The sequence below is a fragment of the Sulfitobacter donghicola DSW-25 = KCTC 12864 = JCM 14565 genome (genome assembly GCF_000622405.1).
GTDB classification, from domain to species: Bacteria; Pseudomonadota; Alphaproteobacteria; order Rhodobacterales; family Rhodobacteraceae; genus Sulfitobacter; species Sulfitobacter donghicola.
Map to the genome: position 1 here is coordinate 1 of NZ_JASF01000009.1, position 25655 is coordinate 25655.

Consider the following 25655-nt stretch of genomic DNA (forward strand, 5'->3'; position numbering starts at 1 on the left):
ATCGAAACGCTGGCCTATGAAACACAAAGGCTGGGGTTGAACGGGCGGGTGGCTGGATCGCACCTGACCTCGATGCATTCGATGGACAATTATTATGTGTCCAAACTGTTGCCGCTGATGGCCGAGGCCGATGTCAGAGCCATCCCCAACCCGCTGATCAATATCGTGCTACAGGGGCGCCATGATACATATCCCAAACGCCGCGGCCTGACGCGGGTAAAGGAAATGCAGGCCCATGGGATCACGGTTGGATGGGGGCAGGATTGCGTGCTGGACCCTTGGTATTCGCTGGGCACCGCCGATATGCTGGACGTTGCCTTTATGGGGTTGCACGTGGGGCAAATGACCAGCCCCGATGAAATGCGAAAATGTTTTGCGATGGTGACAGACGAAAACGCCAAGATCATGGGGCTAGAGCACTATGGCCTAAAGGTTGGGGCAAAAGCATCGTTGGTGGTGCTAGACGCAGGTGACCCGATCGAAGCATTGCGCCTGCGCGCGACACGGCTCTTTGTCGTCGCGAACGGCAAACTGGTGAGCGAAACCCCCCGCGCGGATGCAAAGATATCTTTGGCGGGGCGCCCTGCGGCGTCACGCAGGCGGCATGTGACCACCTAACCCACAACCGCCGCAGCGGGGCAGGGGCCGAAAATCAAACAACCCCGCAACAGATGCGGGGTTGTTTTGTTTTTATCGCCATTTTGACGGGGCCACTCAAAGGCGTTAACCGCCAAAATCATCCAGCATGATGTCTTCTGGATCAACGCCCATTTCGATCAGCATATTGGTGACAGACTGGTTCATGATGGGCGGTCCACACATGTAATATTCACAGTCTTCTGGGGCAGGGTGGTTTTTCAGGTATTCGTCCATCAGCACGTTATGGATAAAGCCGGTATAGCCTTTCCATTCGTCCTCGGGCAGGGCGTCTGACAGGGCAACATGCCATGTAAAGTTGTCAAACTGTTTGGCCAGCTCGTCAAAATCCTCAACAAAGAACATTTCACGTTTCGAGCGCGCACCATACCAAAAGGTGATCTTGCGATCGCGGTTTTCAAGGCGCTTGAGCTGGTCGAAAATGTGGCTGCGCATGGGGGCCATGCCTGCACCACCGCCGATGAACACCATTTCTTTCTTGGTGTCGCGGGCAAAGAATTCGCCGTAAGGGCCGGAAATCGTGACCTTGTCACCTGGTTTCAGGTTGAAAATATAGGACGACATTTTGCCCGCAGGGATGCCGACCGAACCAGGAGGCGGGGAGGCAACACGCACGTTCAGCATGATCATGCCGCGCTCATCCGGATAGTTGGCCATGGAGTAGGCGCGCTCGATCGGTTCTTCCACATGGGATTCATATTCCCACAGTTTGAATTTGTCCCAATCTTCGCGGTACTCTTCCTGCACATCGAATTCGGAATACTTCAGATCATGCGCTGGGGCTTCGATCTGGATGTAGCCACCCGCGCGGAAGTTGACGTCTTCGCCTTCTGGCAAATCCAGAATAAGCGCCTTGATAAAGGTTGCGACGTTGTCGTTGGAACGCACGGTGCATTCCCATTTCTGCACGCCGAACACCTCTTCGGGGACTTCGATGTCCATGTCCTGTTTCACCGCAACCTGACAGGACAGGCGATCACCGCAAGAGGCTTCGCGTTTGGTGATATGGCCCTCTTCGGTGGGCAGGATCGACCCGCCACCAGAATGGACCTTTACGCGACATTGCGCGCAGGTACCGCCGCCACCACAGGCCGAGGGAACAAACAGTTTTTGTTCAGACAAGGTTTGCAGCAGCTTGCCGCCAGCCGGAACCGAGATCGTCTTTTCACCGTTGATGGTGATGTTGACGTTCCCCGTCGAGACCAGCTTGGAGCGCGCGGCGAGAATAATTGCAACAAGCGCGATAACGATTGCTGTGAAAAGTAAGATACCAAGGCCAAAGGTTGCCATCTGAGTTTCCCTTTTAGAGTTTCACGCCAGAGAAAGACATGAACGCCATAGCCATCAGGCCAGCCGTGATGAAAGTAATGCCTAGACCCTGAAGGCCATCGGGAATGTCGGAGTATTTCAGCTTTTCGCGCACACCAGCCATCGCAGTGATGGCAAGGGCCCAGCCAAAGCCTGAAGAGATGCCATAGGTCACCGATTCAGGGAAATTATAGCTCCGCTCAACCATGAACAAAGACCCGCCAAGGATCGCACAGTTCACGGTGATCAGCGGCAGGAAAACACCCAGCGCGTTATAGAGCGGCGGGAAATATTTATCCAAAACCATCTCTAGGATTTGCACCAGCGCCGCGATGACGCCGATATATGAGATCAGGCCAAGAAACGTCAGGTCAACCTCTGCAAAACCTGCCCATGCCAGTGCACCCGGTGCCAGCAGATAGGTCAGGATCAGGTTGTTGGCAGGCACCGTAATCGCCTGCACCACCATAACCGAAATACCCAGACCCAAGGCTGTTGAGATCTTTTTGGAAACAGCGATGAACGTACACATCCCCAAAAAGAACGACAGGGCGAGGTTCTCGACAAAGATTGCCTTTACGGCGATTGAAATCAAACCTTCCATCAGTGTGCATCCATTACTTGAATTTTATATTCACGCTCTTCGACTTGCTCTGTCTTCCATGTGCGGAAGGCCCAGATCAAAAGCCCGATGATAAAGAACGCAGATGGCGGCAGCAGCAGCAGGCCGTTTGGCACATACCATCCGCCGTTGTTGACCGTTGGCAAAATGGTGATACCCATCAGGCTGCCCGAACCAAACAGCTCGCGGATGATGCCGACCAGCATAAGGATCAGCCCATAGCCCAGCCCGTTGCCGATGCCGTCAACGAAACTGTCGATGGGGCCGTTCTTCATGGCAAAAGCTTCGGCGCGGCCCATAACGATACAGTTTGTGATGATCAGGCCCACAAAGACCGACAGGGTTTTTGAAATCTCAAAGGCGTAGGCCTTGAGCATCTGGTCAACCAGAATAACCAAAGACGCGATGATGACCATCTGCACAATGATCCGGATCGAACCCGGAATGTGGTTGCGGATCATCGAGATGAACATCGACGAAAACGCCGTCACCAATGTTACCGCGATCGCCATAACCAGCGCCACTTTCAACGATGAGGTCACCGCCAGCGCCGAGCAAATCCCGAGAACCTGCAAGGTGATGGGGTTGTTATCGACCAGCGGGTCGATCAACATTTTTCTACGGGTTTGTCCCATCAGATTTCTCCTTTTTTGAGCTTCTGAAGGAAGGGGCCGAAACCGGCCTCACCCATCCAGAACCTAACCAGGTTGTGGACCCCATTGGTCGTGAGCGTCGCGCCCGCAAGGGCATCGATGTGATATTCATCCCCCGCCGCAGGGGCGGATTTTGAAACGCTGATGTGCAGGGTGCCTTCGTCATCAGACAGGCGCTGACCGTTCCAAAGAGCTTTCCAGCGCGGGTTATCCACTTCGGCGCCCAAACCAGGCGTTTCGGCGTGGTCATAAAACTGAAGGCCAAAGATATCGTTGCCGTTCTCTTCCAGCGCGATAAACCCGTATAGGGTCGACCACAGGCCATAGCCGTGAACGGGCAGGATCAGCTTGTCTATTTCACCCGCATCATCGCGCAGAATGTAGACTGTCACGAATTTACCTTGGCGCACGATGCCGGCTGGATCATCGGCCAATGCGATTGATGTCGCAGGATCGTTGGCGGCCGCGCGGTCATCAAAGACAGCGGGGTCAAACTGATCCGTGAAATCGCCTGTGCTCAGCTCAAGAACCCGTGGCTCAAAAGCGGCAAAGGATTCAACCACGTCTGCGCCTTCTTCGTAGATGCCAGCCACCTGAAGGATGTTGATCTGTTTGTCCTTCAGCGCGTTCACCTCTTGCAGCGGGCGCAAGGCAACCGCTGCGGCGGACACGATCATCGACGCAACAAGGCAAAGCGTGACCGCCACGAAAACGGTTTTCGGTGTCGAATCTGTTGGCAGGGCTAAAAAGCGGCCAATCGGACCTTTTGGCGCGACGACTACGTTTGTGTTTTCTTCAGACATGACGTTTTGCCCTCCGACGAATGTTTGCTTGTACGACAAAGTGGTCAATCAATGGCGCAAAGACATTACCAAATAGGATTGCCAGCATCATCCCTTCTGGGAAGGCGGGGTTGATCACGCGGATCATCACCACCATGAAGCCAATCAGCGCCCCGTAAATATAGCGGCCCGCATTTGTATGGGATCCCGAAACGGGCTCGGTCACCATAAAGACAAGGCCAAAGGCATAGCCGCCCACAACAAGGTGCCAGTACCAAGGCATGGCAAACATCGGGTTCGTCTCGGAACCGATAGCGTTCAGCAAAAGCGAAAACCCGATCATGCCCGCAAGGCAGCCAACGATCATGCGGTAGTTGGCGATCTTGGTCGCCAGCAGGAACAACAGCCCGATAATCGCCGCGATGGTCGATGTTTCGCCCATTGATCCAGGCATAAAGCCGATAAAGCTGTCCCACCATGTGAGGCCCTGTGCGGCCAGCGCCTGATAGCCGTCAGATGCCGACACAGCGAGGGCCGTTGCCCCCGTGAAACCATCCACAGGCACCCAAACGGAATCGCCAGACAGTTGCGCAGGATAGGCAAAATACAAAAATGCCCGCCCCGTCAGCGCAGGGTTGAGAAAGTTCTTACCGGTGCCGCCAAAGACTTCTTTGCCGATGACCACACCGAAAACGATGCCTAGCGCAACCTGCCACAGCGGCGTGGTTGCTGGCAGGATCAGCGCATAAAGCATAGAGGTCACAAGGAAGCCCTCATTCACCTCATGGCGGCGCACGGTGGCAAAGATTACCTCAAAAATACCGCCAGCGATCAGCGTGGTCAGGTAGATCGGTATGAAATACATCGCGCCGTGCAGCATATTGGCCAGCGGATTGGCAGGGTTAAACCCGATGCCCAAGGCCCCAATCACTGCGGCACGCCACCCAGAAGGGCCATAGGCCGCGATGGCCGTGTTTGTTTGCAGGCCGACATTATACAGACCCATCAAAATACAAGGAATGGTCGCCAGCACGACATAGGTCATGATGCGTTTCATATCGACATAAGACCGCGCGTGCGGCGCAACGGTGGTTACGGTCTTTGGCGTGTAGATGAAACTTTCGACCATCTCATAGATTGGAAAATAGCGCTCCCATTTCCCGCCCTTTAAGAAATCAGGCTCGATTTTATCAAAAAAACTTCTCAGGCCCATGGGTCAACCTTCCTTTTCGATGATTGTCAGGCAGTCACGTAAGGCGAGCCCATATTCGTATTTCGCTGGGCAGGCAAACCCTGCAAGGCTCAGGTCTTCTTCGTCGAGTTCCATCGCGCCGAGCGCCTGAGCCTGATCGGTGTCCATCGTAATCAGCGCACGCAACAACTGTGTCGGCAGATAATCCTGCGGCATCAGCGTCTCAAAGGTGCCAACCGGCACCATGGCGCGGCGCCCGCCGTTCAGGTTGGACGTGAGCGGGAACAAGCCGCGCGCCAGCGCCGAGCCCAGAACAGGCTGCACAGCATATTTGCTGATCATCGGCCTGATCCAACCCATCGGGATTTGTTTGTGATCTTCTTCGATCAGCGTGATCTGGCGCGCATAGCGCCCTAGATACCCTGTTTCCCCTGCGCCCATCGTGCCGCTGAGGACCGAGCCAGAAATCACCCGAACAGGCGTGTCCGTTGCAAGATCGGGCGCGGCGATATCGGCCATCGAGGCCCCAACAACCGTGCGCACCACGCGCGGCTCGCCGCACATCGGCCCCGCGACGCTGATGATCCGTTCGCCGTCATACTGGCCAGTTTCCAAAAGGCGACCAACCGCAATCACATCCTGATAGCCGATGGTCCAGACCGTTTTGTCACCGTGGATCGGCTCTAGGAAATGGATGTGTGTGCCAGCTAGGCCCGCAGGGTGGGGGCCAGAGAAAACAGCGGTTTCAACGCTGCTGCTGTCACCAACTGCAATGTCGTTTTCGCCTGCGTGGCAAACATATGTTTTACCCTCGGACAGCTGCGAAATCGCGGTGACGCCACGGGCAAACGCGGCGGCATTTTCTGCAATGATCGGGGCAGGGTTGGCGGCCAATGGATCGGTATCCATGGCGGTCACAAAAATCGCGGCAGGGCGTGTTTCGGGGGCGGGAACCTTTGAATAAGGGCGCGTGCGGAATGACGTCCACAAACCCGCCTGACACAGGCGTTCGGCCAAACCCTCGGGTGTTTTTTCATCGCCAACTGCTGAGAAATTAATCGCATCGCCCGCTTTTTCAGCAGCAACTTCAATCTCGACGCTGATCAACTTGCGGCGCGCGCCACGGTTGATCGCTTTGATTCGCCCCGAAACGGGCGAAACAACCTGAACTTGCGGCGTGTCTTTATGGGTGAAAATGGGTGTCCCGACCACGACAGGATCATCAACAGCAACCGACAATCGCGGCTTTAGCCCAATGTAATCATCCCCAAGGATCGCAACGGTTTTGACTGTTGTATCTTTGATGGATTCGTCATTCAGAACGCCTGAAATAGAAACATTCAGACCTTTCTTAAGCAAAAAATTCTGCAAAATGGACCTCGTTGAGTCGGACTTTCTATCTCTTAGCGCATCTTGGTTTCTACAAAATGTGCCAAGCTGATTTGCGAGTGGTCGATAGCCTAGTAATTTTCCAATGAAAAGACTTCACTTTGAACAAGACACCACATGTGATGTTGTGTTAGAGCACGCCCGACTAGAAAATTGAGGATCTAAAGTGTCTCGTTCAATCGGATTATCACGTCGTAATTTCATCGTAATGCCGCTTTGCGCTGTTGGGCTTTCTGCCTGCAAGCTGGGCGATGAAATCCTAAAGTTCTCAGGCCTGACCATGGGGACGACATTCAGCCTTACGGTTGTTGATGCGCCCCGCGCGGTTGGTGAGGCAGAGGTTCAGAACGCTGTGAACACGGCTTTGGCGACTGTAAACAAACAGATGTCCAACTGGGACGAGACCTCAGAGATTTCGCGTTTCAACGCCAGCAAAAGCACCGATGAGCAGCAGATTTCGCCTGAGCTGGCCGAGGTCATGACAGCAGCCGAGCAGGTTCATATCGCCAGCGGCGGCAGCTTTGACACAACCGTCGGCCCCTTGATCGAGCTGTGGGGCTTTGGCGGGGATGATTCGAAACACAACGTGCCAAGCGCCCAAGATATTCAAATGGCGGCGCAGCGTTCCGGCCATGGGAACACGCTGCGCGTGGGCTCAGCTGCGCTACAGAAGAAACAGGATGACGTAAACGTCTACCTCTCAGCCATCGGCAAAGGCTTTGGCGCGGATCTGATCGGGCGCGAGCTGGAAAAGATCGGCGTGAAAAACTATCTGATCGAAATCGGTGGTGATCTATACGCCGCTGGGTACAACGCCGAAGGCAGCGCGTGGCAGATCGGGATCGAAACACCAGACGCCAACACCCGCGGCCTGCTGGATCGTGTATCTGTTGCCAACCTTGGTATGGCGTCATCCGGTGATTACCGGAACTTCTTTGAAGTGGACGGTACCGAATATTCCCACCTGATTGATCCACGCACCGGACATCCGGTAACCCACACCACCAAATCCGCAACGGTTCTGGCCGAAAGCGCGATGTTGGCGGATGCTTGGGCCACTGCGTTGCACGTGATGGGCCAAGAAGAAGGTCTGGCGCTGGCCGAACGCGAAGGCATTGCTGTTCTCTTCACCCAAGCAGATGTGAACGGCGCCGGCTTTACAACAACTGAAAGTGCGCGCTTTACAGCACTCCGAAGCGCGTAACCTTATAAAGGCAACTTTGATGGCGACCTTTTTGTTCACCTTTGGCCTGCTGCTGCTCATCATGTTGGGGATGGCGGCAGGCGTTATGTTTGCAGGGCGCACCATCAAAGGCAGCTGTGGCGGGTTGAATGCGATCTCGGACGCGGATCAATGTCTGGTCTGCAAAAAAGACATCGACCCCGACAGCCCCCTGCGGGAGCGCCTTACTTGTCCGCGTGCCCGCAAGATGCTGGAAAGCATGGAAGACGAAGAAGCCGTCAGCGGCTAATCCCTAAACGATCGGGATAAATCCCAGCATCAAAAGCCCGACAGCCGCCGCGACCCCATAAACCCAAAGCTGCCACGTCGGGCCTTCGGCCTTCCAGACATATCGGTATCGGTGCCCACACCAACAGGCGACAACAAAAATCAGCGTTGCAGCCATATGTGATAAAGTTAATTCCGGCACAGTTTTTTCCCAAATTTTTCGCCCAGAAAACACGCCTAACACAATGATTTGTGCAGGGCCAACGAAACAGGATGGCCTATCGGGTTCGCTGTGGTTGTTGTTGGGCTTTACTTTAACATAATTCGGATTATGCGCACCAAGGCATCGCTTACCCTTTCACAGATCACCCCGCCCATAACATCGTCTGCGGGTGAAACTGCGACCATGCGAACCAAAAGGATTGATGGCTCCCCAAATCCGACCCATCTGAACGCAGCGCACGTATGCCGCCCGCATATTTTTCCAATCTCACATCCCCAAACACCACCTCTTGCCCCGCAGTCAAAGCGGCCATGGCCCGCGCGCGTGGGAAGGCTATGGGCGTGCCGTCTGAGGTGACAGCGCCGATAACGTCCTCATGCACGGGCAAACGCGGGTCGACGTCACCCACCGGAAAAATAGGGCCATGGGCATCGCGGGTTTCGCGCAAGTTAAAGTCACGCCCCAGCGCCAAATCCTCTATAAGGACAGTCGTTTCAGGGTGCGCTGCCCTCCATGTGCCCCAATCAGATGTGATCACGGTGGCTGGCTTTAACTGCAACCCAATCTCGGCCAAGGGGCCAGTGACTGCTTTGCCAAGGAATGTGTCAAAGACCGACTGCGTCACAAGATCATACATCACTTTGTTCGAACGGATCAGCAAACCCGATGTGCGCAGGATGGGGCGTTCGACTCCGCGGGGTAAATGATCGGTGAAATAGGCCTGCGCGGCCCCGCAAAGAGTACAGTATGGAATGCCAATATCTCGCCCCCCCAGCGTGTCGTTCACCATCTCTCGCACTTCCATGATCCGGCGCGGATAGGCGCGCGCCTCGCCGTTGATGACCACACCAAAAACGATATCGCTATCCTTTAGCCAGTCTGCCTCAGCGGCGGAACTGACCTGCGGGTTATCGGCAGCGGGGATGCAATCACAAACCTCATCGGTTGCGTCAAATGGCCTTGCGTCGATGTTGACGCCCCCCCAATCCACAAGGTGCCACGCGATATCCCCCTCAACGAAAATGTTTTCCCACCCGAGTATATAGTTGGTAAAGACACTGCGCTTATGGCCAAGATATCCAGGATAGGCCGGCATATCCCATGCCATCAGCCGATTGATAATATCCGCCCGCTGTGTTCCGCTTTTGAAAGACATGTCCAGAATACCCTCGGCAGCATCTGCCAAGGCAGCGCGAAATTCGGGGCGCCACGCAAACCGAAGCATATCGGTAATCGCCCAAACCAGCCGCGGATCTTGGGCCTGTACAACAGTATCAAACCCACCCGTATTTGAGGGGTTCCAATCTGCTTGGTTCATCGCAAATTCAAGAACCTCTTCCAGCGCATCAACAACAGGTTCCGCCAGCGGTCCGGTTGGAATGGCTGGTGGCGTGCCAAACTCTGCGATCACATAATCAGGTAATGGCGCACGCTCTTGCGCCCAAACGATATTCGACGAAATGCAAACTGCAATCGCCAGAGTGAAAAGGTGGCGAAACATATAAGCTCCTGTGCCATGGGACTGTTCAAAAGAGCCTACGCCAAATCGCAATTTTGCGGCTTCACGATTGTATCAGGCACCGCATATTTGCGCTGCTGGGTGAAAATCGGCCCAAAACACCTGTAATGGGGCAAGCCACCAGCCTGATTTGCCGCCTTCAAAGCGTTAATTGGTTAATTTTTGTTAACTTCTACAAGCAGTTGCACCAGAGCGCACAAATTCCCGTAATTTGACTTTGACCCCCATGCACTCAAATGCCTATAAATAGTTAGCTACACCACCAGTAGAGTATCTACGATTTGCTGCCGCAAGATTTGGGTGTACCTATTTGGGGAGATATTCAGTGAACGCGCAGATGATGCGCGCCGTTTTTTGACGCCACCGCAAAGGGTAATCCTTTTGCGCTGCGCAACTCATTAAACTCGGATTTCTCTCCGAGCAACAAAATTTACGCCCACCTTTCCTGCGCGCTTTATTGTATCTGTAATCCATATGGCAGGCACCGGGTCCGACAAAACAAGGACAAAAAAGACAATGAGCTTTTTAGATATGAACAGACAACCACACACGCAAAAGCCGCGAATTTTGCCCCTGTTCATGGCTGGATGCGCCGCCTTTACCATTGGGATCGGCGTAACCTACGGCTATTTGCAATGGCAGGACCAAAAGGCCCAGCTGGCCCAAATGGCACAGGCCTTGGAAAACATTCAGATGGCCAACCAAACCGATACAGCCACACGGGCCTCCAACCTTGAACTGTTGTCTGTTGCGCCAACGCCATCACAGGTCCCTGCGCCAGTACCCCAACCCGTAACCCAAGCAGCCGCCGTAGCAGAGCCAGCCCCCGCGCCTACCCCTGCCCCAGCCAGCGACGCCGCAAGCGAAAGCACCTTGGATGCTTTGCGCAAAATCATCTCCACGGCTTCAGCGCCAAAAGTAGCGCCCCAGAAAACGATTGCGGATGAGGGGCGTTTTGAAACGCTGGCCTATGCTATTCGCGGGGTGAACCAACTGACCGCCGCTGCTAACGCGGGCAAATTCATCCTCGTTAAACCCGAAGGCGCCGCCGATGGCACTACAGCGCAGACGCGCCTTGTCTTTCCTGACCATGCTGATGACCAAGGCCGGATTGAACAGGTTCTCGCTTTTGCGGCCGCCGACGGTTTGATCCCGATCGGCAGCGCAGCACAGCGCAGCGATGGGTCGTTCGACGGGAACTCGATCCTGATGGACCTGATGAAAGACGCGCTGTGAAGCGCCCTGTTTAAAAGTGTTTGGGTTTGCGGCGCCCCTCGGCGCCCTGCCCCTTCGGGGTCGCATGCCGACCCCGCCAAAGAAAATTGCCTAAAAGGGCAACGACAAAATCGAGGGCTGCTTAACCGTCGCTCTTACTAAAAACGGAACGCTTCGAATGAAACACACGTTTGCCGCTGCTACATGTCTAGCCATGCTGCCTTTCGCAGCTTTTGCTGAACAAGTGACAATCTCCAGCCCCGATGGCGCAACGTCGATTGTGGGTGAATTATTGTCCTTTGACGATGATACTTACGTTTTGGAAACCAGCATTGGTGAATTGCGCCTGTCACGGGAATGGACCACCTGCGAAGGCGCGGGATGCCCGATTGTTGCCTCTGATCTTGAATTGTCGATCGCAGCGAACGCGGCCAACACATCACAGTTGCTGCAAAAACTGGTGGGCGGCTTTGTCTCGACAAAGGGCCTAAGCGGTGCGCCGACAGAGCAATCCAGCGATACCCAAACCCGCATCGAACTTGCCGATAGCACAGGCGCTAACGCGGCAGGCACTGTCGATATCAACGTGCAACCCATCGAAGCCGGATTTGAACAGCTCGGCGCAGGGTCGGTTGATATGTTCCTCTCCACCACTTTGGTGCCTGCAGCCATCGCCGAGGCGAACATCGCCAACGGTCAGGTTGATCTGCGCGATGAGGCCCGCGAACGGGTGATTGCGCTGGATGCGGTGGTGCCGATTGTGCACCCCGACAATCCGGTTCGATCCGTCTCTTTGGAAAACCTCGCGCAAATCGCAGGGGGCCGGATCACAAACTGGGCGGAACTGGGTGGTGATGATGCCCCTATTCGCATGCTCCTCCCTGCTGAGGGGTCTTCCTTGGATCAGGCCTTGGGTGAGTTGGTGCTAGAGCCAAACCGCATCCGCCTGCGCCGCACCGCCGAACGGGCCGAAAGCGAAAGCCAAGCAGCCGCAGCCGTGGTGGAAGACGTCAACGCCATCACAGTCACCAGCCTGTCAGGGCGCGGCGGCGGTGAAGTTCTGCCCATCCGCCAATCCTGCGGCCCCCTCGCCTATGCCAGCGATTTCGCGATCAAAGCCGAAGAATACCCGCTCAGCCAGCGTGTCTATGCCTATACAGCCGACGAAAAACAGGAACCGTTCAAAGCAGGTTTTGTTGATTACATGTCCTCGAAAGAGGCCCAGCCCCTGATCGAAGAGCTAGGCTTTGTCGGGCAAACAATCGTGACACAGCCCGTCAGCCTGCAAGGCACACGGATGACCTCGGCGATCCTGTCGGCAGCCAGCGCAGACACCCTTGGGGTTGTTCAGACCTTTGCCCGCGATCTGGCAACCGCTGATCGCCTGTCCACCACCTTCCGCTTTACCTCTGCCTCTTCCGATCTGGATACCAAATCACGGACCGACCTTGAGCGCATGGTCGCCTATCTAAACAGCGAAGAAGCCGCCAACCGCGAGATCCTTGTCATCGGCTTTTCCGACAATGTCGGACGGTATGACCTGAACGAACGTTTGGCCCTGCTGCGTGCAACCAGCGTAAAAGACGCCTTGATCGCGGTCCCTGGTGGCGGCGCCCTAACCGACCGTATTACCACGTCGGCCTATGGCCCGCTTGCGCCAGTGGGGTGCAACGACACGGCCAACGGGCGCGAAAGCAACCGACGCGTTGAAGTGTGGCTGCGATAGGTTCGCTGCTCTCTCTATCAATTAGGCACAACGCGCGCCTCGGGTCGCGCAATGAAGGAATGACTTGATATGAAACGCAGAACACTATTGGGCGCAGGTCTTGGTGTTGCGACAGTTGCGGCGGCCCCTGCCACCGCACAGGAAACACTGTCCCTGTCATTAATCACCGACCGCCCCCAAGCAGCCGCTGGCATTGCGGCCCGCATTGCCGCCATGTCAGATGGTCGGATCACAATCGACGTTCAAACGGCGGGTGCTGATAGCGCTGCCAGTTTCCTCGACACTGTGTCGGGTGGCGCGGTTGATATCTATCTCACGTCCCAAGACGCCTTTGTCGCGCGCAACCCCGCCTTTGGGCTGTTCTCTGCCCACCCCGGCGGGATGAGCACAAGCGAACTGGAAAGCTGGATCATCGTTTCAGACGGGCGGTTTATGTGGGACCTCCTTGGCGATGAATTCGGGATCAAATCCTTTATGGCTGGCGATGAGGGCGCGATGCCGCTTTGGTCGCGCGCGCCGATCACCAGTCTGGATGATCTAAAATCCGGCCCTGTCGGCTCAACCGGTCTGGGCCTTCAGCTTTTGAAAGAGATGGGCGTGACCGAGGTTGTCGATGTGATGTCCGCAAGCGATCTGGGATCACTCGTCGCGCTAGAAGGGCTCAATGCCGCGCAAATGGTCGCCTCGGGGCTGGCCGCGACCTTCCCGCATATGACCACGCCGAATGCCGCACGCCCCTCGGCTGCGCTGAGCCTTGGCATAAACATGCAACGCTGGACGGGCCTCTCTGAAGCCGACCAACTGCTGATCGAACGCTGCATCATGGCCGAACACGGCGTCCACCGCGCCCTTGCCTTGCATGAAAATGCGCTGGCCCTGAACAACGAGGCAGCAGGCATCGTGCCCCATGAAATGCCGCAAGACATCTGGGATGCCCAGATCGCCGCTGCCAATGTCGTTATGGCCAGCATGTTTGACGCGGGCGACATCGCCGCCGACACGGCTGATGCGTATCTCTACTTTATCAGCGATGTCGCTGAATGGAGCGAGATTGGTGAAACCGCCTATTTCTTGGGCCGCAAAGAGGCACTGTCCCAATGACCGATAAACTGGACACCAAAAACATGCCCGCCACCTCGCACAACGCCGAGCCGCTGTCGCGCCGCCGCGCGCTATTAACGGGCGGTGCTGCGCTGACAGGTGCCGCCGCCCTTGCCGCGCCAGCCGTGGGGCAAAACACCCCCCAAACAATCCGCATGGCAACCTCATGGCCGCCAAACCTTGGCGGTCTTGCCGATAGCGCCAAACGCGTTGCAAAAGGGATCACCCAAGCCAGCCAAGGCCGCCTGAACGTCGAGGTGCACACCGCTGGAACACTCGTACCACCTTTGGGTGTTCACGACGCCGCAAGTGCTGGCGAGATCGAGATGTACCACTCGGCCGATTACTATTTTCAGAAAAAACACCGCGGCCTGAATTTCTTTTCCAGCGTCCCCCTTGGCCTGACCTCTCTAGAGCAGATCGGGTGGCTGAAATACGGTGGCGGCCAAGAGCTGTGGGACGAGTTGAACGCAGGCTTTGGCGTCAAAGCCTTTTCCGCTGGTGGAACCGGTGTTCAGATGGGCGGCTGGTTTAACAAAGAAATCAAAAGCATAGATGACTTCAAAGGTCTCACCATGCGCATGCCGGGACTGGGCGCGCAGGTGATCACCAAACTAGGTGCGAATGCGGTTTCCCTGCCGGGTGGGGGCATTGTTGACGCGCTGTTTGACGGCACCATTGATGCTACCGAATGGGTCGGGCCCTATAATGATCTACAGTTCGGGTTTCAAAAGCTGCTGAAAACCTACATCTACCCTGGTTTCCATGAACCCACTGGACAGATCTCGATCGGGTTTAACCTTGGCTTTTGGGACGCGCTTTCTAGTGCGGATCAGGCGATAGTGACTGGCATCATCGACGCCGAGCTGACCCACCACAACGCTGATTATTACGGCAACAACGGTCTGGCCCTAACGCAGCTGCTAAAAGAATCCGGCACCAAACCGACCAAGCTGCCTGACGACGTCTGGAACGCCTTGGCGCAGGCCTCGTTCGAGGTCACGGCAAGCGTCGCCCAAGACGACGATATGGGCCGCCGCATTGTCGAAAGCTATGACGCCTACCGCGCCCTTGTGGGCAGTGCTGGCCCGATGAGCCAAGCCGAGTATCTGGCCAAACGCGGTGCAACAGACCTGTTTGCAGACGTCTAAAACCCGCCTGCCCGCTTTTACCATCGGATCCGATTTTTAGCCATCAGGCCCCCAGTGGCCTGATGGCTAAATACCGTCGCGGCACCCCATAAAAAACCCATGGCTATCCGCAATTCACACAAATACGCTAACCTCACCCGACACGACACAAACAAGGCTTTGCCATGAACGATGGATCAACGCGCGACACCAAGGTAACCACCAGCCATTGGGGCGCCTTTGAGGTCGATATCGAAAACGACCGCATCGTTGCAACACGGCCCTTTGCCGCTGATCCGCGCCCCTCGGCGATCCCTGAGGCTCTGCCAAAGGCGCTTCACCATAAATCTCGCGTCCTGCGCCCCTCTATCCGCAAGGCGTGGCTGGACACCCGCGAACGCACAGGCCGCGGCGCGGGCGAATTTGTCGAGGTACCATGGGACGAAGCCCTCGACATTGCCGCAACTGAAATCACCCGCGTCTGTGACACCCACGGCAACGAGGCGATCTATGGCGGCTCTTACGGATGGGCCTCTGCGGGACGGTTCCACCACGCCCAAAGTCAGGTGCACCGTTTCCTGAACTGCATCGGCGGCTATGTGTCCTCCTTCGGCAGCTATTCAACGGGCTGTGCGCAATCCATCATGCCGCATGTCTTTGGCAGTAACTTTATGTCGCTGCTGTACGAACATCAGGACGGCTGGCAAACGATCTATGACAATGCCGAAACCTTGGTGATGTTCGGCGGGATCAATTCAAAAAACGCGCAGGTCAGCATGGGCGGGATCACCGAGCATGATACAGGCGTTTGGCTGGATCGGTTCATCGCCAAAGGGATCACCTGTGTTAACGTTGGTCCGCAACGCACAGACGCGCCAGACGGCTGTGATTGGATGGCCATTCGGCCTGCTTCGGATACGGCACTGATGTTGGCGCTTGCCCACGTGTTAGAGACTGAAAACCTCACCGATCGCGACTTTCTGAACCGCTACACTGTTGGTTATGAGCAATTCCGCCCCTACCTGCTGGGCGAAAGCGACGGCCAGCCGAAATCGCCTGAATGGGCGGCGCCGCTTTGTGGGGTGGGGCCGGACGAAATCCGCGCTCTGGCACGGCGCATGGCAAGCACCCCAACGATGGTCACCGTGTCATGGTCGATCCAGCGGGCGCAGCATGGCGAACAGCCTTATTGGATGTCAGGCGTTCTGGCCGCCATGATCGGGCAGATCGGCCTTGCGGGATGTGGCGTGGGCTATGGCTTTGGCGCGATTGGCGGCGTGGGCAAGCGGCTAAAGGGTCTGCACGGCATGACCTTTCCGCAAAAGCAAAACCCGATCGACAAAGTGATCCCCGTTGCGCGTGTGGCCGACATGCTGCGCAACCCTGGCCAGCCTTTTGACTTTAACGGCAAACGTGAGCCCTATGCCGATATCCGACTGGTCTATTGGGCGGGGGGCAACCCCTATCACCACCATCAGGACCTAAACGCCCTGCATGACGCGTGGCAAAAGCCCGAAACCATCATCGTGAACGAACCCTATTGGACCGCCACCGCCAAACGCGGCGATATCGTCTTTCCCGCCACCACCCCGTATGAGCGCGAAGACATCGGGCGATCCAACCTTGATGATTACCTGTTCCACATGCCGCAATGTGTGTCCCCCGTGGGGGAGGCGCGCAATGACTATGACATCTTTGCAGGGCTGGCCCAGCGGATGGGTGTGCAGGATGCCTTTACCGAAGGGAAAACCTCGGGTGAATGGATCGAACAGCTTTATGCCGCGTACCGCGAAGGTGCTGCGCAAAACGGGATAGACGTGCCCACCCTGCCCGCCTTGCGCGATGCCAATTGGGTGCAACTGCCGATCACCGTTGATGAACCGAACGACACGCTGTTTGCCCCGTTTCGCGCAAACCCTGATGCCGCGCCTTTGGGCACCCCTTCGGGCAAGATCGAGATCTATTCCGAAACGATTGCCAGCTTTGGCTATGACGATTGCATCGGCCACCCGATCTGGCTGCCGCCCGATGAATGGCTGGGCAGCGCCTGTGCGCAGGCGCCGCTGCATATGGTATCGCCCCAGCCCGCAGACAAGCTGCACAGCCAGCTAGAAAGCGCGCTGGCCGACGTGAAGGGCGCACGACCGGAAACTGTTGTGCTGCATCCCGTTGATGCAGCCGCACGCGGCATTGCAAACGGTGATCTGGTCAAACTGTTCAACACCCGCGGCGCCTGCCGTGCCAAGGCGCAGATTTCCGAGGATATCATCCAAGGCGTCGTCGCCCTGCCCACAGGCGCATGGTACAGCGACCCTGACGCAGACATCGACCTTGATGGCAATCCCAATGTGCTGACCCGTGACATCGGCACATCACGTCTGGGCCAAGGGTGCAGCGCGCATACCGCCCTTGTGGAGGTTGCGAAACTTTAGCTACGGCTGGCCTCTATTTTGGCGCCGTCACCCTGCGGCGCCAAACGATAAACAACCCCGAAGCGACAATCAAAGAGGACCCTAACAGCATTGGGAAACTCAGCTCTTCGCCAAAAACCGTGACGCCCAAGGCTACGCCAAACAAGAGCCGCGTGTATCGAAAGGGTGTAACGGCAGAAACTTCGCCCGTCCGCATGGCCTTCATCAGGCAGGAATAGGCCGCGATGCCCGACAGCACGGCCGCCAACAGGATCAAGGCGGCATCTGCGCTAGGCCGTACAAAGGGCGCGCCCTGCCAGATCGAAAACAACACCCCTGCCACCACAACCGACAAGAACCCGTATAGGCCCAAGATCGACGTGCTCAGCGATGCAGGGGCCGCGCGGCTGGCCAGATCCCGCCCCGCAAACCCTAGCATCCCGATCACGGCCAAGACCGAGAGGATCGAAAAGCTGTCCGTTCCCGGCTCGACAATAATCACAACTCCGATCAGGCCGATGACAATGGCAAGCCACCGACGCCAGCCCACCTGTTCCCCAAACAGCAGCGCCGCACAGGCCACAACGACCAAAGGCGTCGCCTGCAAGATGACCGTCGCCGCCGAAAGCGGGATCAACGACAGGGACAGAAAATAAAACAACCGCCCGATCACTTCGAACACCACCCGAATGCGCATGGGGCGGGACAGGACCTCGGGCGGGAAAAGGGGCTCTTTATTCAGGCGCGCCAGACAGGCAAATAGAAAGGCGCCGCCAAGCCCGAAGAGGATCAGGATTTGCCCGATCGGCACAGTAACTGACGCGGCCTTGATCAATGTATCCTCGATGGCGAATATCCCCATCGAAACAACCATCCAGAGGCTCCCTAATAGGTTTGCCTTGCGATCCGTGGCGATTGAAGCTGTCACAAATTTTCCCGACCTGTAAATCCCCTGCCCCCGCCTGTTGCAGGAACCATGACCACCCGTCAAGCCTAGGCCGCTTATGGTTTAGAATTGAAATTTGGCAATCTTTGCCATACACTCAGCCCAAAGGAGCACATAATGGCCACGATGAACATTTCCCTGCCCGATACGATGAAAAACTGGGTCGAGACGCAAGCCCAGAACGGGTTGTACGCCAATTCCTCAGATTACGTGCGGGACCTGATCCGCCGTGACCAAAGCCGCGCGCAAATCATCGGTGATGTGCAGGCCGCATTGGATGCAGGGCGGGCAAGCGGCCCTGCGACGGCGTTTGACGCTCAGGCGTTTAAACAGTCTCTAAAAGGCTAAATCTTGGAGAAAATCCGCCTTACCCCCCTCGCCCGACAAGACCTGCGCGACATCTGGACCTTTGGTGCCGAGACATGGGGAGACGCACAGGCCGAGCGGTATTTCGATGCGATCTACGCCACCCTAGAGCTGATCGCCGATTTCCCCGACATTGCGCGGCTGCGGCAAGAATTCTCGCCGCCCATCCGCCTGCACCCGCATCAAAGCCATGTCATCGCCTATGACGCTGCCGAGGGCGGGATTGATGTGATCCGCATCTTACATATGAAGGCAGATGTTTTGGCCTTGTTAGAGCCTTAGACGCCGCGCGAATTAGTCTCTAACAAAGGGTTTATCAAACTGCGCCCTTTAGCAGGGCAATCACCTCTTGCATATCAGCATCATTGATATCGCCATCCAGTTGGATAACGATCCCCTGCCCTTTTCGCGACCATCCGATTGTGGTGCCGCGTTGGGTTTGGATGGTTTCCACCTGCGCCTTTGGGCGGCCGCCGCGTGGCTTTTCGCCGCTTTGGGGTTTCGCCACGAAACCCGACAGCACCCGATCAACAACCGCCCATTCTTCAACTGCATCCGCAGGGGCAGCCGCGGCCAAGCCCTCGCGCAGCGCGTCCCCTGCCCCATCCCTAAGGCCAGCGGCAATGGCCAGTCCTTGTTTTTCCTTCAACGCCAAAGGAAAGCTAAGCACATCGCCCAGACGTTCAAACACCATGGCAAAGGAGCGGATTTTAGAGCGCTTAGCCTTGGACGCAAAAGCAAACAGTTTTGCGGTTGCTTCTTCGACACTGCTGTACACACCGTTTTGCGCCGCCAGAACGGCGATGCGGCCGCGTTCAAAATGGGTCAGGTCCGAACGGATCTCATTCTCTTCGACCATCGCCTCCATGCTGGCGGCCGAGGACGCCGCAGGGCGCACCAGCGCTTCGATCACACCTGCCCCCTGCCCTGGCTGGCCGCGCAGCTCGCTCACCGCGCGGAAACGGCGATAGCCCGAAATCAGCCCATAGCGCGGCTGGCCTTCCACAGGCTCTAGCTCGCACACTTCGACGGGCATGCGCAGACCATTGGCAAGGATCGCAGCCTTGAGTTCGGCGAAATCCTCTGGGTTCAGGTCCATCCTGTCGCGGGTTAGAACCGAGGCATCAACCGCATCAATCGGGATCAGCCGCGCCACCAGCCCTTGGGCCTCGATCGCGCGATATTTGTCCAGCTCGGCCAGTTTGGCGCGCATGGCCGGATCAACAGCATTCATGTTCATAGCACTCTCCGCTGCCACTTGGGCAATCGGCGCCATCCCGGGATTGGGAGAGGTTTCGCGACGAAACTCCTCTTCGATCTTATTGAGGTCTTCGGCGCTTGGCGCGGTGAGCTTGCGACGTTTAGCCATGATGTCTTACTCCTCTGCTACCGTATCGGGCGTTGCGTCATCCATTTGCAGATCCCGCCACCAACAGCCCAAGATGATCTCTTTGACCTCGCCCCATGTGCGGTCAAAGGCCTCGCGGCCGCGCACATAGGTGTCGCGGTTAAACTCGCGGTAATCTGCCTCGTAAATCCCGCTGACCTGTTCGCCCGCCTGCCCAACCATGGCGGTGAAATCCTGCCGATAGGTTGTCATGAAATCCCCGAAATAGGCCTGCACCACATTGGCCAGATCGGTCTGTTGTGCGGGGTCAAATCGGGTGATCATCGCGCGCACAGCGTCCCATTCAAACCGGACTTCCTCTAGCCCCGCACCGACACGCGACATGTTTTCGCCGTCCTCGATGCTGGCAAAAGTGGAATAGAGCATGTCAAAGAAACGGCCCGTTGAATCAAACTCAAGGAAAGAGGCCCCAAGCGGCACCAGCAGAATATCGGCAGCCGCCAGCGCGTTAATCGTGAGATAGCCGAGGGCAGGGGGCGTATCGAGGAAAATCAGGTCGTATTTATCCAGCAACCCTTCGTCCTCTAGGAACCCACCCAAAGCATCCCACAGCGGCCACGAGCGCAGCTGCATCCGCCAGACGGGGACCTGAAATTCGGCCCAATAGAGGTTCAATTGCGCGCCGATCAGGTCGATGTTGGGCCAGTGGGTTTTCTGGATCACGTCATCAGCGGTGATCTCGGTCGCGGCTTGTAGGGTTTCGTCCAGAGGTTTCGTCGCGAAACCGCCTGCGGCCAGCACGCTGTTTTCCGCCGCCAGATGCCCTGCGAAATGTTTTGCAATCAGGGGAAAGGCGGTTTGCCATTCGTCCTCGACCTTACCGCCCATGATCGAGGTCATGGACCCTTGGCTATCGAGGTCAATCACCAGCACCTTATACCCGTCCAAGGCTGCGCTCATCGCGAGATGCGCACAGGTAGAGGTTTTGCCGACGCCGCCTTTGAAATTCGCCACGGCCAAAACTTTGGCGGGCAGACCTTCGGGGCGATAGGGCAGGTATTCACGATCCGCGGCACCCTCGGCCGCAAAATGCTGGCGCAGCTGCAAGACCTCTTCGAGGGTGAACCATTTTGATCCGCCTTCGCCGGTGCCTTGCGGTAGATCGGGGTGTTGTTTCAACACGCGCCGGAAATGAGCAGGGGCGAGGGGGATCAGATATTTGCACACTTCCCACGTTGAAAATTTGCGCAGGTGTTTTTGCCCATCTGGCGAATACCCGCGCCGCGCCAGATCATCACGCCCTTTGGCGGCGAAACTAGCCGCTTTTGCAAAGCGAGTCGTTGTGACAGGATCAGCTAACTTGCTAGCCGCTTGTTTCGGGTCGATGTTGTAGTATGGGGGGAGGGGGGTATCCTTGCTCGCCATATGTCTGCCTCGATATGTTCGTTGTTTTCTGCAATATCACAGAAACTATCACATATCACCATCCCCCCGTTACCGTTTCGCGGCGAAACCCAGTAAATCTGAAAAGAAGACAACACATAGTTTGTTATGTTTATGTATCTTTAAGAAGTTTAGCTGGATTTTATGGACGTTAATTCAATGGGTTGACCTATTTTGGGGACCTGAATACAGGATGGCGGGGGCCCTGATACAGGGGCAAAGGTGCCCGAATACAGGGGCAAGGACTCCGATTCGCGGGATTGCAGGAACCCGAATACGGGTAGAGCCTAATATCGCCTGTTTAGAGCCTTTCGGGGTGATGCGGCTCTGATCTCTCCCCAAAGTCATCCCGTATTCAGGTACCTTTAACACCAGAGCGCGCGTTGCGTTTGCCACTGCTTAAGGAACCCGTGCGCAGCTTTACTGTAGGTGCCTTTTGGGGTAACGTCCAAGAAAAAGAGCAGACAGATGAACGCAGAAGAAAACGCCAATCTCAGCGGCGCCTTGCGGCGGCCCTCGGTAAAAAAGAATGTCGCGGCTATTCATGTCTCGGGCAAGTTGACGCTGTTGCAGCGTAAATTGTCTAATGTTTTATTGCTCAACGCCTATGACACGCTGATCTCGCGCAGCACGCACCGCATTGATGCGCGCACCCTGTGCATGATGATCGGCTATAATTCCAACGATACAGAATCGCTCAAGGCGTCTTTGCGCGGCTTGGCCGAAACGGTCGCCGAATGGGATATGCTGGATGAAAAGGGGCGGCAGGAATGGGGGGTTTCTGCGCTGCTGTCTTTTGCCAAGCTAAAGGATGGCGTGTGCGAATATGCCTATTCCCCCGCGCTGGCGGAAAAGCTGCACGACCCCAAAGTGTTTGCGCTGATCAATCTCAACATCCAGCGCCAGTTCACCGGTGGTCACGCGCTGGCGCTGTATGAAAACTGTTTTCGCTTTATCGGGACGGGCTCCACCGGCTGGTGGCCGCTCGAGACGTTTCGCCGTCTGATGGGCGTTGACGGGTCGGAGTATTACGAGAGCTACAAACACCTGAACGCCAAGATCATCAAACCCGCCGTGGCCGAGGTGAACAAAGTTTCAGACATCACCATCACGCCCGAGATCCGCAAACAGGGCAGGGCGGTTAGCCATATCCGCCTGCTGATCAAACGCAACCCGCAGCTGTCGATCCTTGATATTGATGACGGGGCGGGGCTGCGTAAGGGGGATGTTTATGCGCAGCTGCGCGCGCTGGGGGTGAGCGACCGTTTGGCGCGCCAATGGCTGACCGAGCACGGCGAAGACTATGTGAGCGAAAAGCTGGCCTATGTCTCGGCGCGCCGCGAAGTGAAAAGCCCTGTTAGCTATCTGCGCCGCGCCATTGACGAGGATTTCACGGCGGGGAGCGACAAACCCGCCGCCCCCGAGACCCCCCGCGCAAAGCAGCTAAAGGCGGTTCAGGATGCTGTTGCCGCGCGTTCCCCCACGCGGCGCGACGCGGATCGCGCGCTGTTTCGCAGCCGCCTGTCCGATGCGGCGCTGGTCGAGGATTTTGACCGCCACGGATGGATGTCTGCCCTGAACGCCAAAGCGATCTTTGCGTTTTGGGAGGACGTCGAACCAGGGATTTTTGAGGCGCTCTGATAAGGGCGGAAATTCATCTAGCGTCAGAGTTTTTTGTCAAATCGCGTTGGCGTCAATCACTTCGTCGATTTGGGACAGATTGGAAGCCTCTCTGATATGAGAGACATTGACCAGATCGGATGTTTCGATCTTGTCGCGTGCCTCTGCATCCGATTTACCACCCGCAAGATGCCTGCGCAAAAGACGGTCGTTGATGTCATCGTCTTTGGCTTCCAGAAAAATTTTGTAATCGATGAATTTGCCTGCCTCGGCCCATGCTCCTTGATCAAGGAAGAGGTAGTTTCCTTCCAGAACCGCGATTTGCAGATCGGGGCGCAGCAACACGCCTTGGCTCACGGGGTTGTGCAATTCTCGGCTATAGATCGGCCACCAAAATTCGGCTTTTGCGGTTTTTAGGTTTTGAATGGCAGCAAGCAGAAGATCTGGGTTGAACGTGTCTTCGCGGCCTTTGAATTTGACAAGGTCGCGTTCCTCTAGCTCGGCGTTGGTCATGTGAAACCCGTCCATTTGCAGGGCCTGCGCCGTGACGCCAGCGTCTTGCAGATCGCGAACCAGATTTTCAGACAGGGTGGTTTTTCCAGCCGCGGGGGGGCCTGCAATGCCAACCAGAAACGTGCCCGATATATCAGCCGCTGAGCATGCTTGCAGGACGCGCGCGCAAAGGCCTGCGGGGGAATTTGTCATACCGGTTTTACCCCGTCTCTGGGGCCAAAGACCTGCGTTGAGTTTGAGGCAACCAGCATTGCGTTTTCGGTGGCCTTGATCAAATCCGCCCCTGTTGATTTGTAATAGCAAAAGGCGCCGTGAAAAACATCGCCCGCGCCCAACGTATCCACCGAGATTACCTTGGGCGGGTGCAGTGTATTTTCCTGCGCGCCCTGTTTGATGGTGATCGCCTCGGCGCCGCGTGTGATGACCCAGCTTGCGTTCGGGTTTTGGGCGGGGAAGCCTTCGGTGTTGGCTTGGGTTTCGAATTTTTGCGAGGCAAGAAAGTGGTCTGCAACCTCGAGCGCGAAAGCCGATTGCGCCCGCAGGCTGCCCGCGTCAATGACGACTTCGGCGCGGCTGTCTTTGGTTTGTAGAATGTCCATCATCGAGGTTGGATAGTGCTGATCCCACAAAAAGACATCGGTGTCTTTTATCCTTTCCGCCAGCGCAGACATGTCGCCCGACGGGTCGGATATGGGCGAGGTAATGACAGTTCGGCTGCTTTTTTCCTTTGCGGAAATGATCACGGCAAGGGGTGGTTCAAAATCGGGATCGGCCAGATCAATGAGGTCGATCCCGTGTTTGTCCAGCTCTCGTCTGATCTCGATCGAGCGGTTGCTATTGGCCCCGACCATGGACACCAGCCGCGCGTGACCGCCCAGCATGGCATAGGTGATCGCGGCATTCAGGGCAGGGCCGCCAGCAAAGATCTCAGACTGGAGGGATAGGGTTTTTGTATCCTCATTCGGGAAGTTTTCGGTCATGGTGATGAGGTCCAATGTGGAAAGCCCCAGAAATGTGCCTGTTACCATTCCACTGCTACCTTATTGCCGTCTCGATAGAACGCGATGGGTTCGGGGTATTCAGCAACTGCTGGATTGACCTCTAGAACGGCGACGAATTCAGAATTTCCCATGATGGAGTGAATTTTCTTCCATTTTTTCGCTAAAAATACCGCGGCTCCAATTGTTGCATCAGGGCCCAGGCCCGCCACAAGGAACCAGATGACATCGGGCTGTTCTGGATCGGGGATGCATTTTGCGACGATCCCTATTTCCCGATCTTCGGTAGATTTGTAGGTGTCGAATTTTTCGCTGACACCTGTTGAGGCGCGGACAGAGATATGTTCGCTGTATCTTTCGGCTTCATCACCGTGAATGCGTTTCATTTGGTCTTGGTTTTTCGCAAGCCAACGCATGGACAGGATGTTGCTGCTAAACCCCACGGTGATGAAGGATCTTTCCATCAACCTTTGCCAGTCGGTATCGGGGAACAGGGGGGTCGGCAGATGCGTCACCTCTGACAAAAGCGAGGAAAGATCGGTCACCGCGCGCAGGTCGTTTGTGGCGGCGCATCTGGGCACATCCACCCGCGAAATTTCGTCTTCGTGTTTGGGTTTGATGAACAGGCGCTGGCTATCTGGAATGGTGTCGACCACTTGGGGGAGGTCGGGGATTTTCGGATCCAGTTGGAATTCGGGGTAAACGATGCCCATCTTTCCATTCAGGGCATGGCGGCCGAAAAAATCCACAAAACGAACATCGCGCAACACGGTTCCGTAGAATTCGGTCAGGCGGATGATGACAGCAAAAGCAACGGATGCAGAAACATTCAACGCGTAAGAGCGGAAGGTTTCATCTTTTACAAAGATGACCGATAAAATGGAGGCTGCGAGAAGGAACAGCAGGAAAAAGTCCGTCCGCCTTAGCAGTCGCCATGCAGCTCGAATTATCTTCATAGGTCACTCATTTTGGGCTGGGGTGCAGTCAGTGCACGCATAACATGTCTGGTGCAGTGCCGAAATACAAAATGCCTTGGCCTGATC

The 25655-nt window shown here is 56.2% G+C and carries 25 protein-coding genes; 11 read left to right on the forward strand and 14 right to left on the reverse strand.

Translation table 11 applies throughout. From position 1 onward, the window contains the following. Positions 1-618, forward strand: a 618-nt coding sequence (locus Z948_RS0117440; protein ID WP_025060827.1) for an amidohydrolase family protein, incomplete at its 5' end; no start/stop codon positions are given. 105 nt (positions 619-723) lie between these two features. Here the strand turns inward: Z948_RS0117440 and nqrF are convergent. From nqrF to Z948_RS0117475, 6 genes are read right to left on the reverse strand one after another with little or no spacing between them, the layout of a single operon-like run. Further along, positions 724-1947 (reverse strand): NADH:ubiquinone reductase (Na(+)-transporting) subunit F, encoded by a 1224-nt coding sequence (gene nqrF / locus Z948_RS0117450; protein WP_025060828.1) that lies wholly within the window; start codon positions 1945-1947, stop codon positions 724-726. A 13-nt stretch (positions 1948-1960) separates the two neighbouring features. Continuing rightward, a complete protein-coding gene (gene nqrE, locus Z948_RS0117455) occupies positions 1961-2569 on the reverse strand; it encodes an NADH:ubiquinone reductase (Na(+)-transporting) subunit E (protein ID WP_025060829.1) in 609 nt (202 codons plus the stop codon). After that, entirely contained in the window at positions 2569-3222 is a 654-nt protein-coding gene (locus tag Z948_RS0117460) for an NADH:ubiquinone reductase (Na(+)-transporting) subunit D (protein ID WP_025060830.1), read from the reverse strand. The genes nqrE and Z948_RS0117460 overlap by 1 nt, the downstream gene beginning before the upstream one ends. Next, positions 3222-4043: a Na(+)-translocating NADH-quinone reductase subunit C gene (locus tag Z948_RS0117465; protein ID WP_025060831.1), complete on the reverse strand. Its 822-nt coding sequence runs from the start codon at positions 4041-4043 to the stop codon at positions 3222-3224. Before Z948_RS0117465 ends, Z948_RS0117460 begins: the two co-directional genes overlap by 1 nt. Next, a complete protein-coding gene (locus Z948_RS0117470; RefSeq protein ID WP_025060832.1) occupies positions 4036-5235 on the reverse strand; it encodes an NADH:ubiquinone reductase (Na(+)-transporting) subunit B in 1200 nt (399 codons plus the stop codon). Before Z948_RS0117470 ends, Z948_RS0117465 begins: the two co-directional genes overlap by 8 nt. 3 nt (positions 5236-5238) lie before the next feature. Continuing rightward, complete coding sequence (locus Z948_RS0117475; RefSeq protein ID WP_025060833.1) at positions 5239-6585, reverse strand: Na(+)-translocating NADH-quinone reductase subunit A; 1347 nt, start codon at positions 6583-6585, stop codon at positions 5239-5241. A 184-nt stretch (positions 6586-6769) separates the two neighbouring features. Between Z948_RS0117475 and Z948_RS0117480 the strand changes: the two genes are divergently transcribed. Both Z948_RS0117480 and nqrM read left to right on the forward strand, forming a co-directional pair. Beyond that, on the forward strand, positions 6770-7807 hold the full coding sequence (locus Z948_RS0117480; RefSeq protein WP_025060834.1) for an FAD:protein FMN transferase: 1038 nt from the start codon (positions 6770-6772) through the stop codon (positions 7805-7807). A gap of 19 nt (positions 7808-7826) precedes the next feature. After that, on the forward strand, positions 7827-8075 hold the full coding sequence (nqrM, locus tag Z948_RS0117485; protein WP_025060835.1) for a (Na+)-NQR maturation NqrM: 249 nt from the start codon (positions 7827-7829) through the stop codon (positions 8073-8075). Between the two features lie 3 nt (positions 8076-8078). Here the strand turns inward: nqrM and Z948_RS19050 are convergent, their stop codons facing one another. Both Z948_RS19050 and Z948_RS0117495 read right to left on the reverse strand, forming a co-directional pair. Then, positions 8079-8231, reverse strand: a complete 153-nt coding sequence (locus Z948_RS19050; protein ID WP_162171783.1) for a hypothetical protein — start codon at positions 8229-8231, stop codon at positions 8079-8081. Between the two features lie 187 nt (positions 8232-8418). Next, complete coding sequence (locus tag Z948_RS0117495) at positions 8419-9777, reverse strand: DUF3179 domain-containing (seleno)protein (protein WP_025060836.1); 1359 nt, start codon at positions 9775-9777, stop codon at positions 8419-8421. Between the two features lie 549 nt (positions 9778-10326). Between Z948_RS0117495 and Z948_RS0117505 the strand changes: the two genes are divergently transcribed. From Z948_RS0117505 to Z948_RS18320, 5 genes are all read left to right on the forward strand, one after another. Beyond that, positions 10327-11031: a hypothetical protein gene (locus tag Z948_RS0117505; RefSeq protein WP_156023552.1), complete on the forward strand. Its 705-nt coding sequence runs from the start codon at positions 10327-10329 to the stop codon at positions 11029-11031. A gap of 157 nt (positions 11032-11188) precedes the next feature. After that, positions 11189-12736: a phosphate ABC transporter substrate-binding/OmpA family protein gene (locus Z948_RS0117510; RefSeq protein WP_025060838.1), complete on the forward strand. Its 1548-nt coding sequence runs from the start codon at positions 11189-11191 to the stop codon at positions 12734-12736. 69 nt (positions 12737-12805) lie between these two features. Beyond that, positions 12806-13837 (forward strand): type 2 periplasmic-binding domain-containing protein, encoded by a 1032-nt coding sequence (locus Z948_RS0117515; RefSeq protein WP_025060839.1) that lies wholly within the window; start codon positions 12806-12808, stop codon positions 13835-13837. Next, entirely contained in the window at positions 13834-14988 is a 1155-nt protein-coding gene (locus Z948_RS0117520) for a TRAP transporter substrate-binding protein (protein WP_025060840.1), read from the forward strand. Before Z948_RS0117515 ends, Z948_RS0117520 begins: the two co-directional genes overlap by 4 nt. Positions 14989-15152: 164 nt before the next feature. Beyond that, on the forward strand, positions 15153-17399 hold the full coding sequence (locus tag Z948_RS18320) for a molybdopterin-dependent oxidoreductase (RefSeq protein WP_037952646.1): 2247 nt from the start codon (positions 15153-15155) through the stop codon (positions 17397-17399). Positions 17400-17412: 13 nt separating this feature from the next. Here Z948_RS18320 and Z948_RS0117530 read toward each other — a convergent pair whose 3' ends face one another. After that, positions 17413-18306, reverse strand: coding sequence for a DMT family transporter (locus tag Z948_RS0117530; protein WP_025060841.1), 894 nt, complete (start codon positions 18304-18306; stop codon positions 17413-17415). Positions 18307-18441: 135 nt separating this feature from the next. On the opposite strand from Z948_RS0117530, the gene Z948_RS0117535 reads away from it, so the two are divergent. Then, a complete protein-coding gene (locus Z948_RS0117535) occupies positions 18442-18672 on the forward strand; it encodes a type II toxin-antitoxin system ParD family antitoxin (protein WP_025060842.1) in 231 nt (76 codons plus the stop codon). 3 nt (positions 18673-18675) lie between these two features. Further along, positions 18676-18972 (forward strand): type II toxin-antitoxin system RelE/ParE family toxin, encoded by a 297-nt coding sequence (locus Z948_RS0117540; RefSeq protein ID WP_052033253.1) that lies wholly within the window; start codon positions 18676-18678, stop codon positions 18970-18972. A gap of 34 nt (positions 18973-19006) precedes the next feature. On the opposite strand, the gene Z948_RS0117545 is transcribed toward Z948_RS0117540, so the two are convergent. Beyond that, complete coding sequence (locus Z948_RS0117545; RefSeq protein ID WP_025060844.1) at positions 19007-20059, reverse strand: ParB/RepB/Spo0J family partition protein; 1053 nt, start codon at positions 20057-20059, stop codon at positions 19007-19009. A gap of 6 nt (positions 20060-20065) precedes the next feature. Then, the gene (locus tag Z948_RS0117550; RefSeq protein ID WP_025060845.1) at positions 20066-21463 is read right to left on the reverse strand and encodes an AAA family ATPase; all 1398 of its coding nucleotides are present in this window, start codon (positions 21461-21463) and stop codon (positions 20066-20068) included. A 486-nt stretch (positions 21464-21949) separates the two neighbouring features. On the opposite strand from Z948_RS0117550, the gene Z948_RS0117555 reads away from it, so the two are divergent. Then, entirely contained in the window at positions 21950-23122 is a 1173-nt protein-coding gene (locus tag Z948_RS0117555; RefSeq protein WP_025060846.1) for a replication initiation protein, read from the forward strand. 36 nt (positions 23123-23158) lie between these two features. On the opposite strand, the gene Z948_RS0117560 is transcribed toward Z948_RS0117555, so the two are convergent. From Z948_RS0117560 to Z948_RS0117570, 3 genes are read right to left on the reverse strand one after another with little or no spacing between them, the layout of a single operon-like run. Then, complete coding sequence (locus Z948_RS0117560) at positions 23159-23806, reverse strand: nucleoside/nucleotide kinase family protein (RefSeq protein ID WP_025060847.1); 648 nt, start codon at positions 23804-23806, stop codon at positions 23159-23161. Continuing rightward, entirely contained in the window at positions 23803-24642 is an 840-nt protein-coding gene (locus Z948_RS0117565) for a PfkB family carbohydrate kinase (protein WP_025060848.1), read from the reverse strand. The genes Z948_RS0117560 and Z948_RS0117565 overlap by 4 nt, the downstream gene beginning before the upstream one ends. Next, positions 24636-25568: a hypothetical protein gene (locus Z948_RS0117570; protein WP_025060849.1), complete on the reverse strand. Its 933-nt coding sequence runs from the start codon at positions 25566-25568 to the stop codon at positions 24636-24638. Before Z948_RS0117570 ends, Z948_RS0117565 begins: the two co-directional genes overlap by 7 nt. Positions 25569-25655: the final 87 nt, after the last annotated feature.

What these genes read in the sequence shown, in the direction of transcription:
- Z948_RS0117535 (WP_025060842.1), top strand. Translation starts at nt 18,442, where the DNA reads ATGGCCACGATGAACATTTCCCTGCCCGATACGATGAAAAACTGGGTC.
- Z948_RS0117570 (WP_025060849.1), bottom strand. Translation starts at nt 25,568, where the DNA reads ATGAAGATAATTCGAGCTGCATGGCGACTGCTAAGGCGGACGGACTTT.
- Z948_RS0117505 (WP_156023552.1), top strand. Translation starts at nt 10,327, where the DNA reads ATGAACAGACAACCACACACGCAAAAGCCGCGAATTTTGCCCCTGTTC.
- Z948_RS0117555 (WP_025060846.1), top strand. Translation starts at nt 21,950, where the DNA reads ATGAACGCAGAAGAAAACGCCAATCTCAGCGGCGCCTTGCGGCGGCCC.
- Z948_RS0117465 (WP_025060831.1), bottom strand. Translation starts at nt 4,043, where the DNA reads ATGTCTGAAGAAAACACAAACGTAGTCGTCGCGCCAAAAGGTCCGATT.
- nqrF (WP_025060828.1), bottom strand. Translation starts at nt 1,947, where the DNA reads ATGGCAACCTTTGGCCTTGGTATCTTACTTTTCACAGCAATCGTTATC.
- Z948_RS0117550 (WP_025060845.1), bottom strand. Translation starts at nt 21,463, where the DNA reads ATGGCGAGCAAGGATACCCCCCTCCCCCCATACTACAACATCGACCCG.
- nqrM (WP_025060835.1), top strand. Translation starts at nt 7,827, where the DNA reads ATGGCGACCTTTTTGTTCACCTTTGGCCTGCTGCTGCTCATCATGTTG.
- nqrE (WP_025060829.1), bottom strand. Translation starts at nt 2,569, where the DNA reads ATGGAAGGTTTGATTTCAATCGCCGTAAAGGCAATCTTTGTCGAGAAC.
- Z948_RS0117470 (WP_025060832.1), bottom strand. Translation starts at nt 5,235, where the DNA reads ATGGGCCTGAGAAGTTTTTTTGATAAAATCGAGCCTGATTTCTTAAAG.
- Z948_RS0117565 (WP_025060848.1), bottom strand. Translation starts at nt 24,642, where the DNA reads ATGGTAACAGGCACATTTCTGGGGCTTTCCACATTGGACCTCATCACC.
- Z948_RS0117545 (WP_025060844.1), bottom strand. Translation starts at nt 20,059, where the DNA reads ATGGCTAAACGTCGCAAGCTCACCGCGCCAAGCGCCGAAGACCTCAAT.
- Z948_RS19050 (WP_162171783.1), bottom strand. Translation starts at nt 8,231, where the DNA reads ATGGCTGCAACGCTGATTTTTGTTGTCGCCTGTTGGTGTGGGCACCGA.
- Z948_RS0117460 (WP_025060830.1), bottom strand. Translation starts at nt 3,222, where the DNA reads ATGGGACAAACCCGTAGAAAAATGTTGATCGACCCGCTGGTCGATAAC.
- Z948_RS0117515 (WP_025060839.1), top strand. Translation starts at nt 12,806, where the DNA reads ATGAAACGCAGAACACTATTGGGCGCAGGTCTTGGTGTTGCGACAGTT.
- Z948_RS0117560 (WP_025060847.1), bottom strand. Translation starts at nt 23,806, where the DNA reads ATGACAAATTCCCCCGCAGGCCTTTGCGCGCGCGTCCTGCAAGCATGC.
- Z948_RS0117520 (WP_025060840.1), top strand. Translation starts at nt 13,834, where the DNA reads ATGACCGATAAACTGGACACCAAAAACATGCCCGCCACCTCGCACAAC.
- Z948_RS0117495 (WP_025060836.1), bottom strand. Translation starts at nt 9,777, where the DNA reads ATGTTTCGCCACCTTTTCACTCTGGCGATTGCAGTTTGCATTTCGTCG.
- Z948_RS0117510 (WP_025060838.1), top strand. Translation starts at nt 11,189, where the DNA reads ATGAAACACACGTTTGCCGCTGCTACATGTCTAGCCATGCTGCCTTTC.
- Z948_RS18320 (WP_037952646.1), top strand. Translation starts at nt 15,153, where the DNA reads ATGAACGATGGATCAACGCGCGACACCAAGGTAACCACCAGCCATTGG.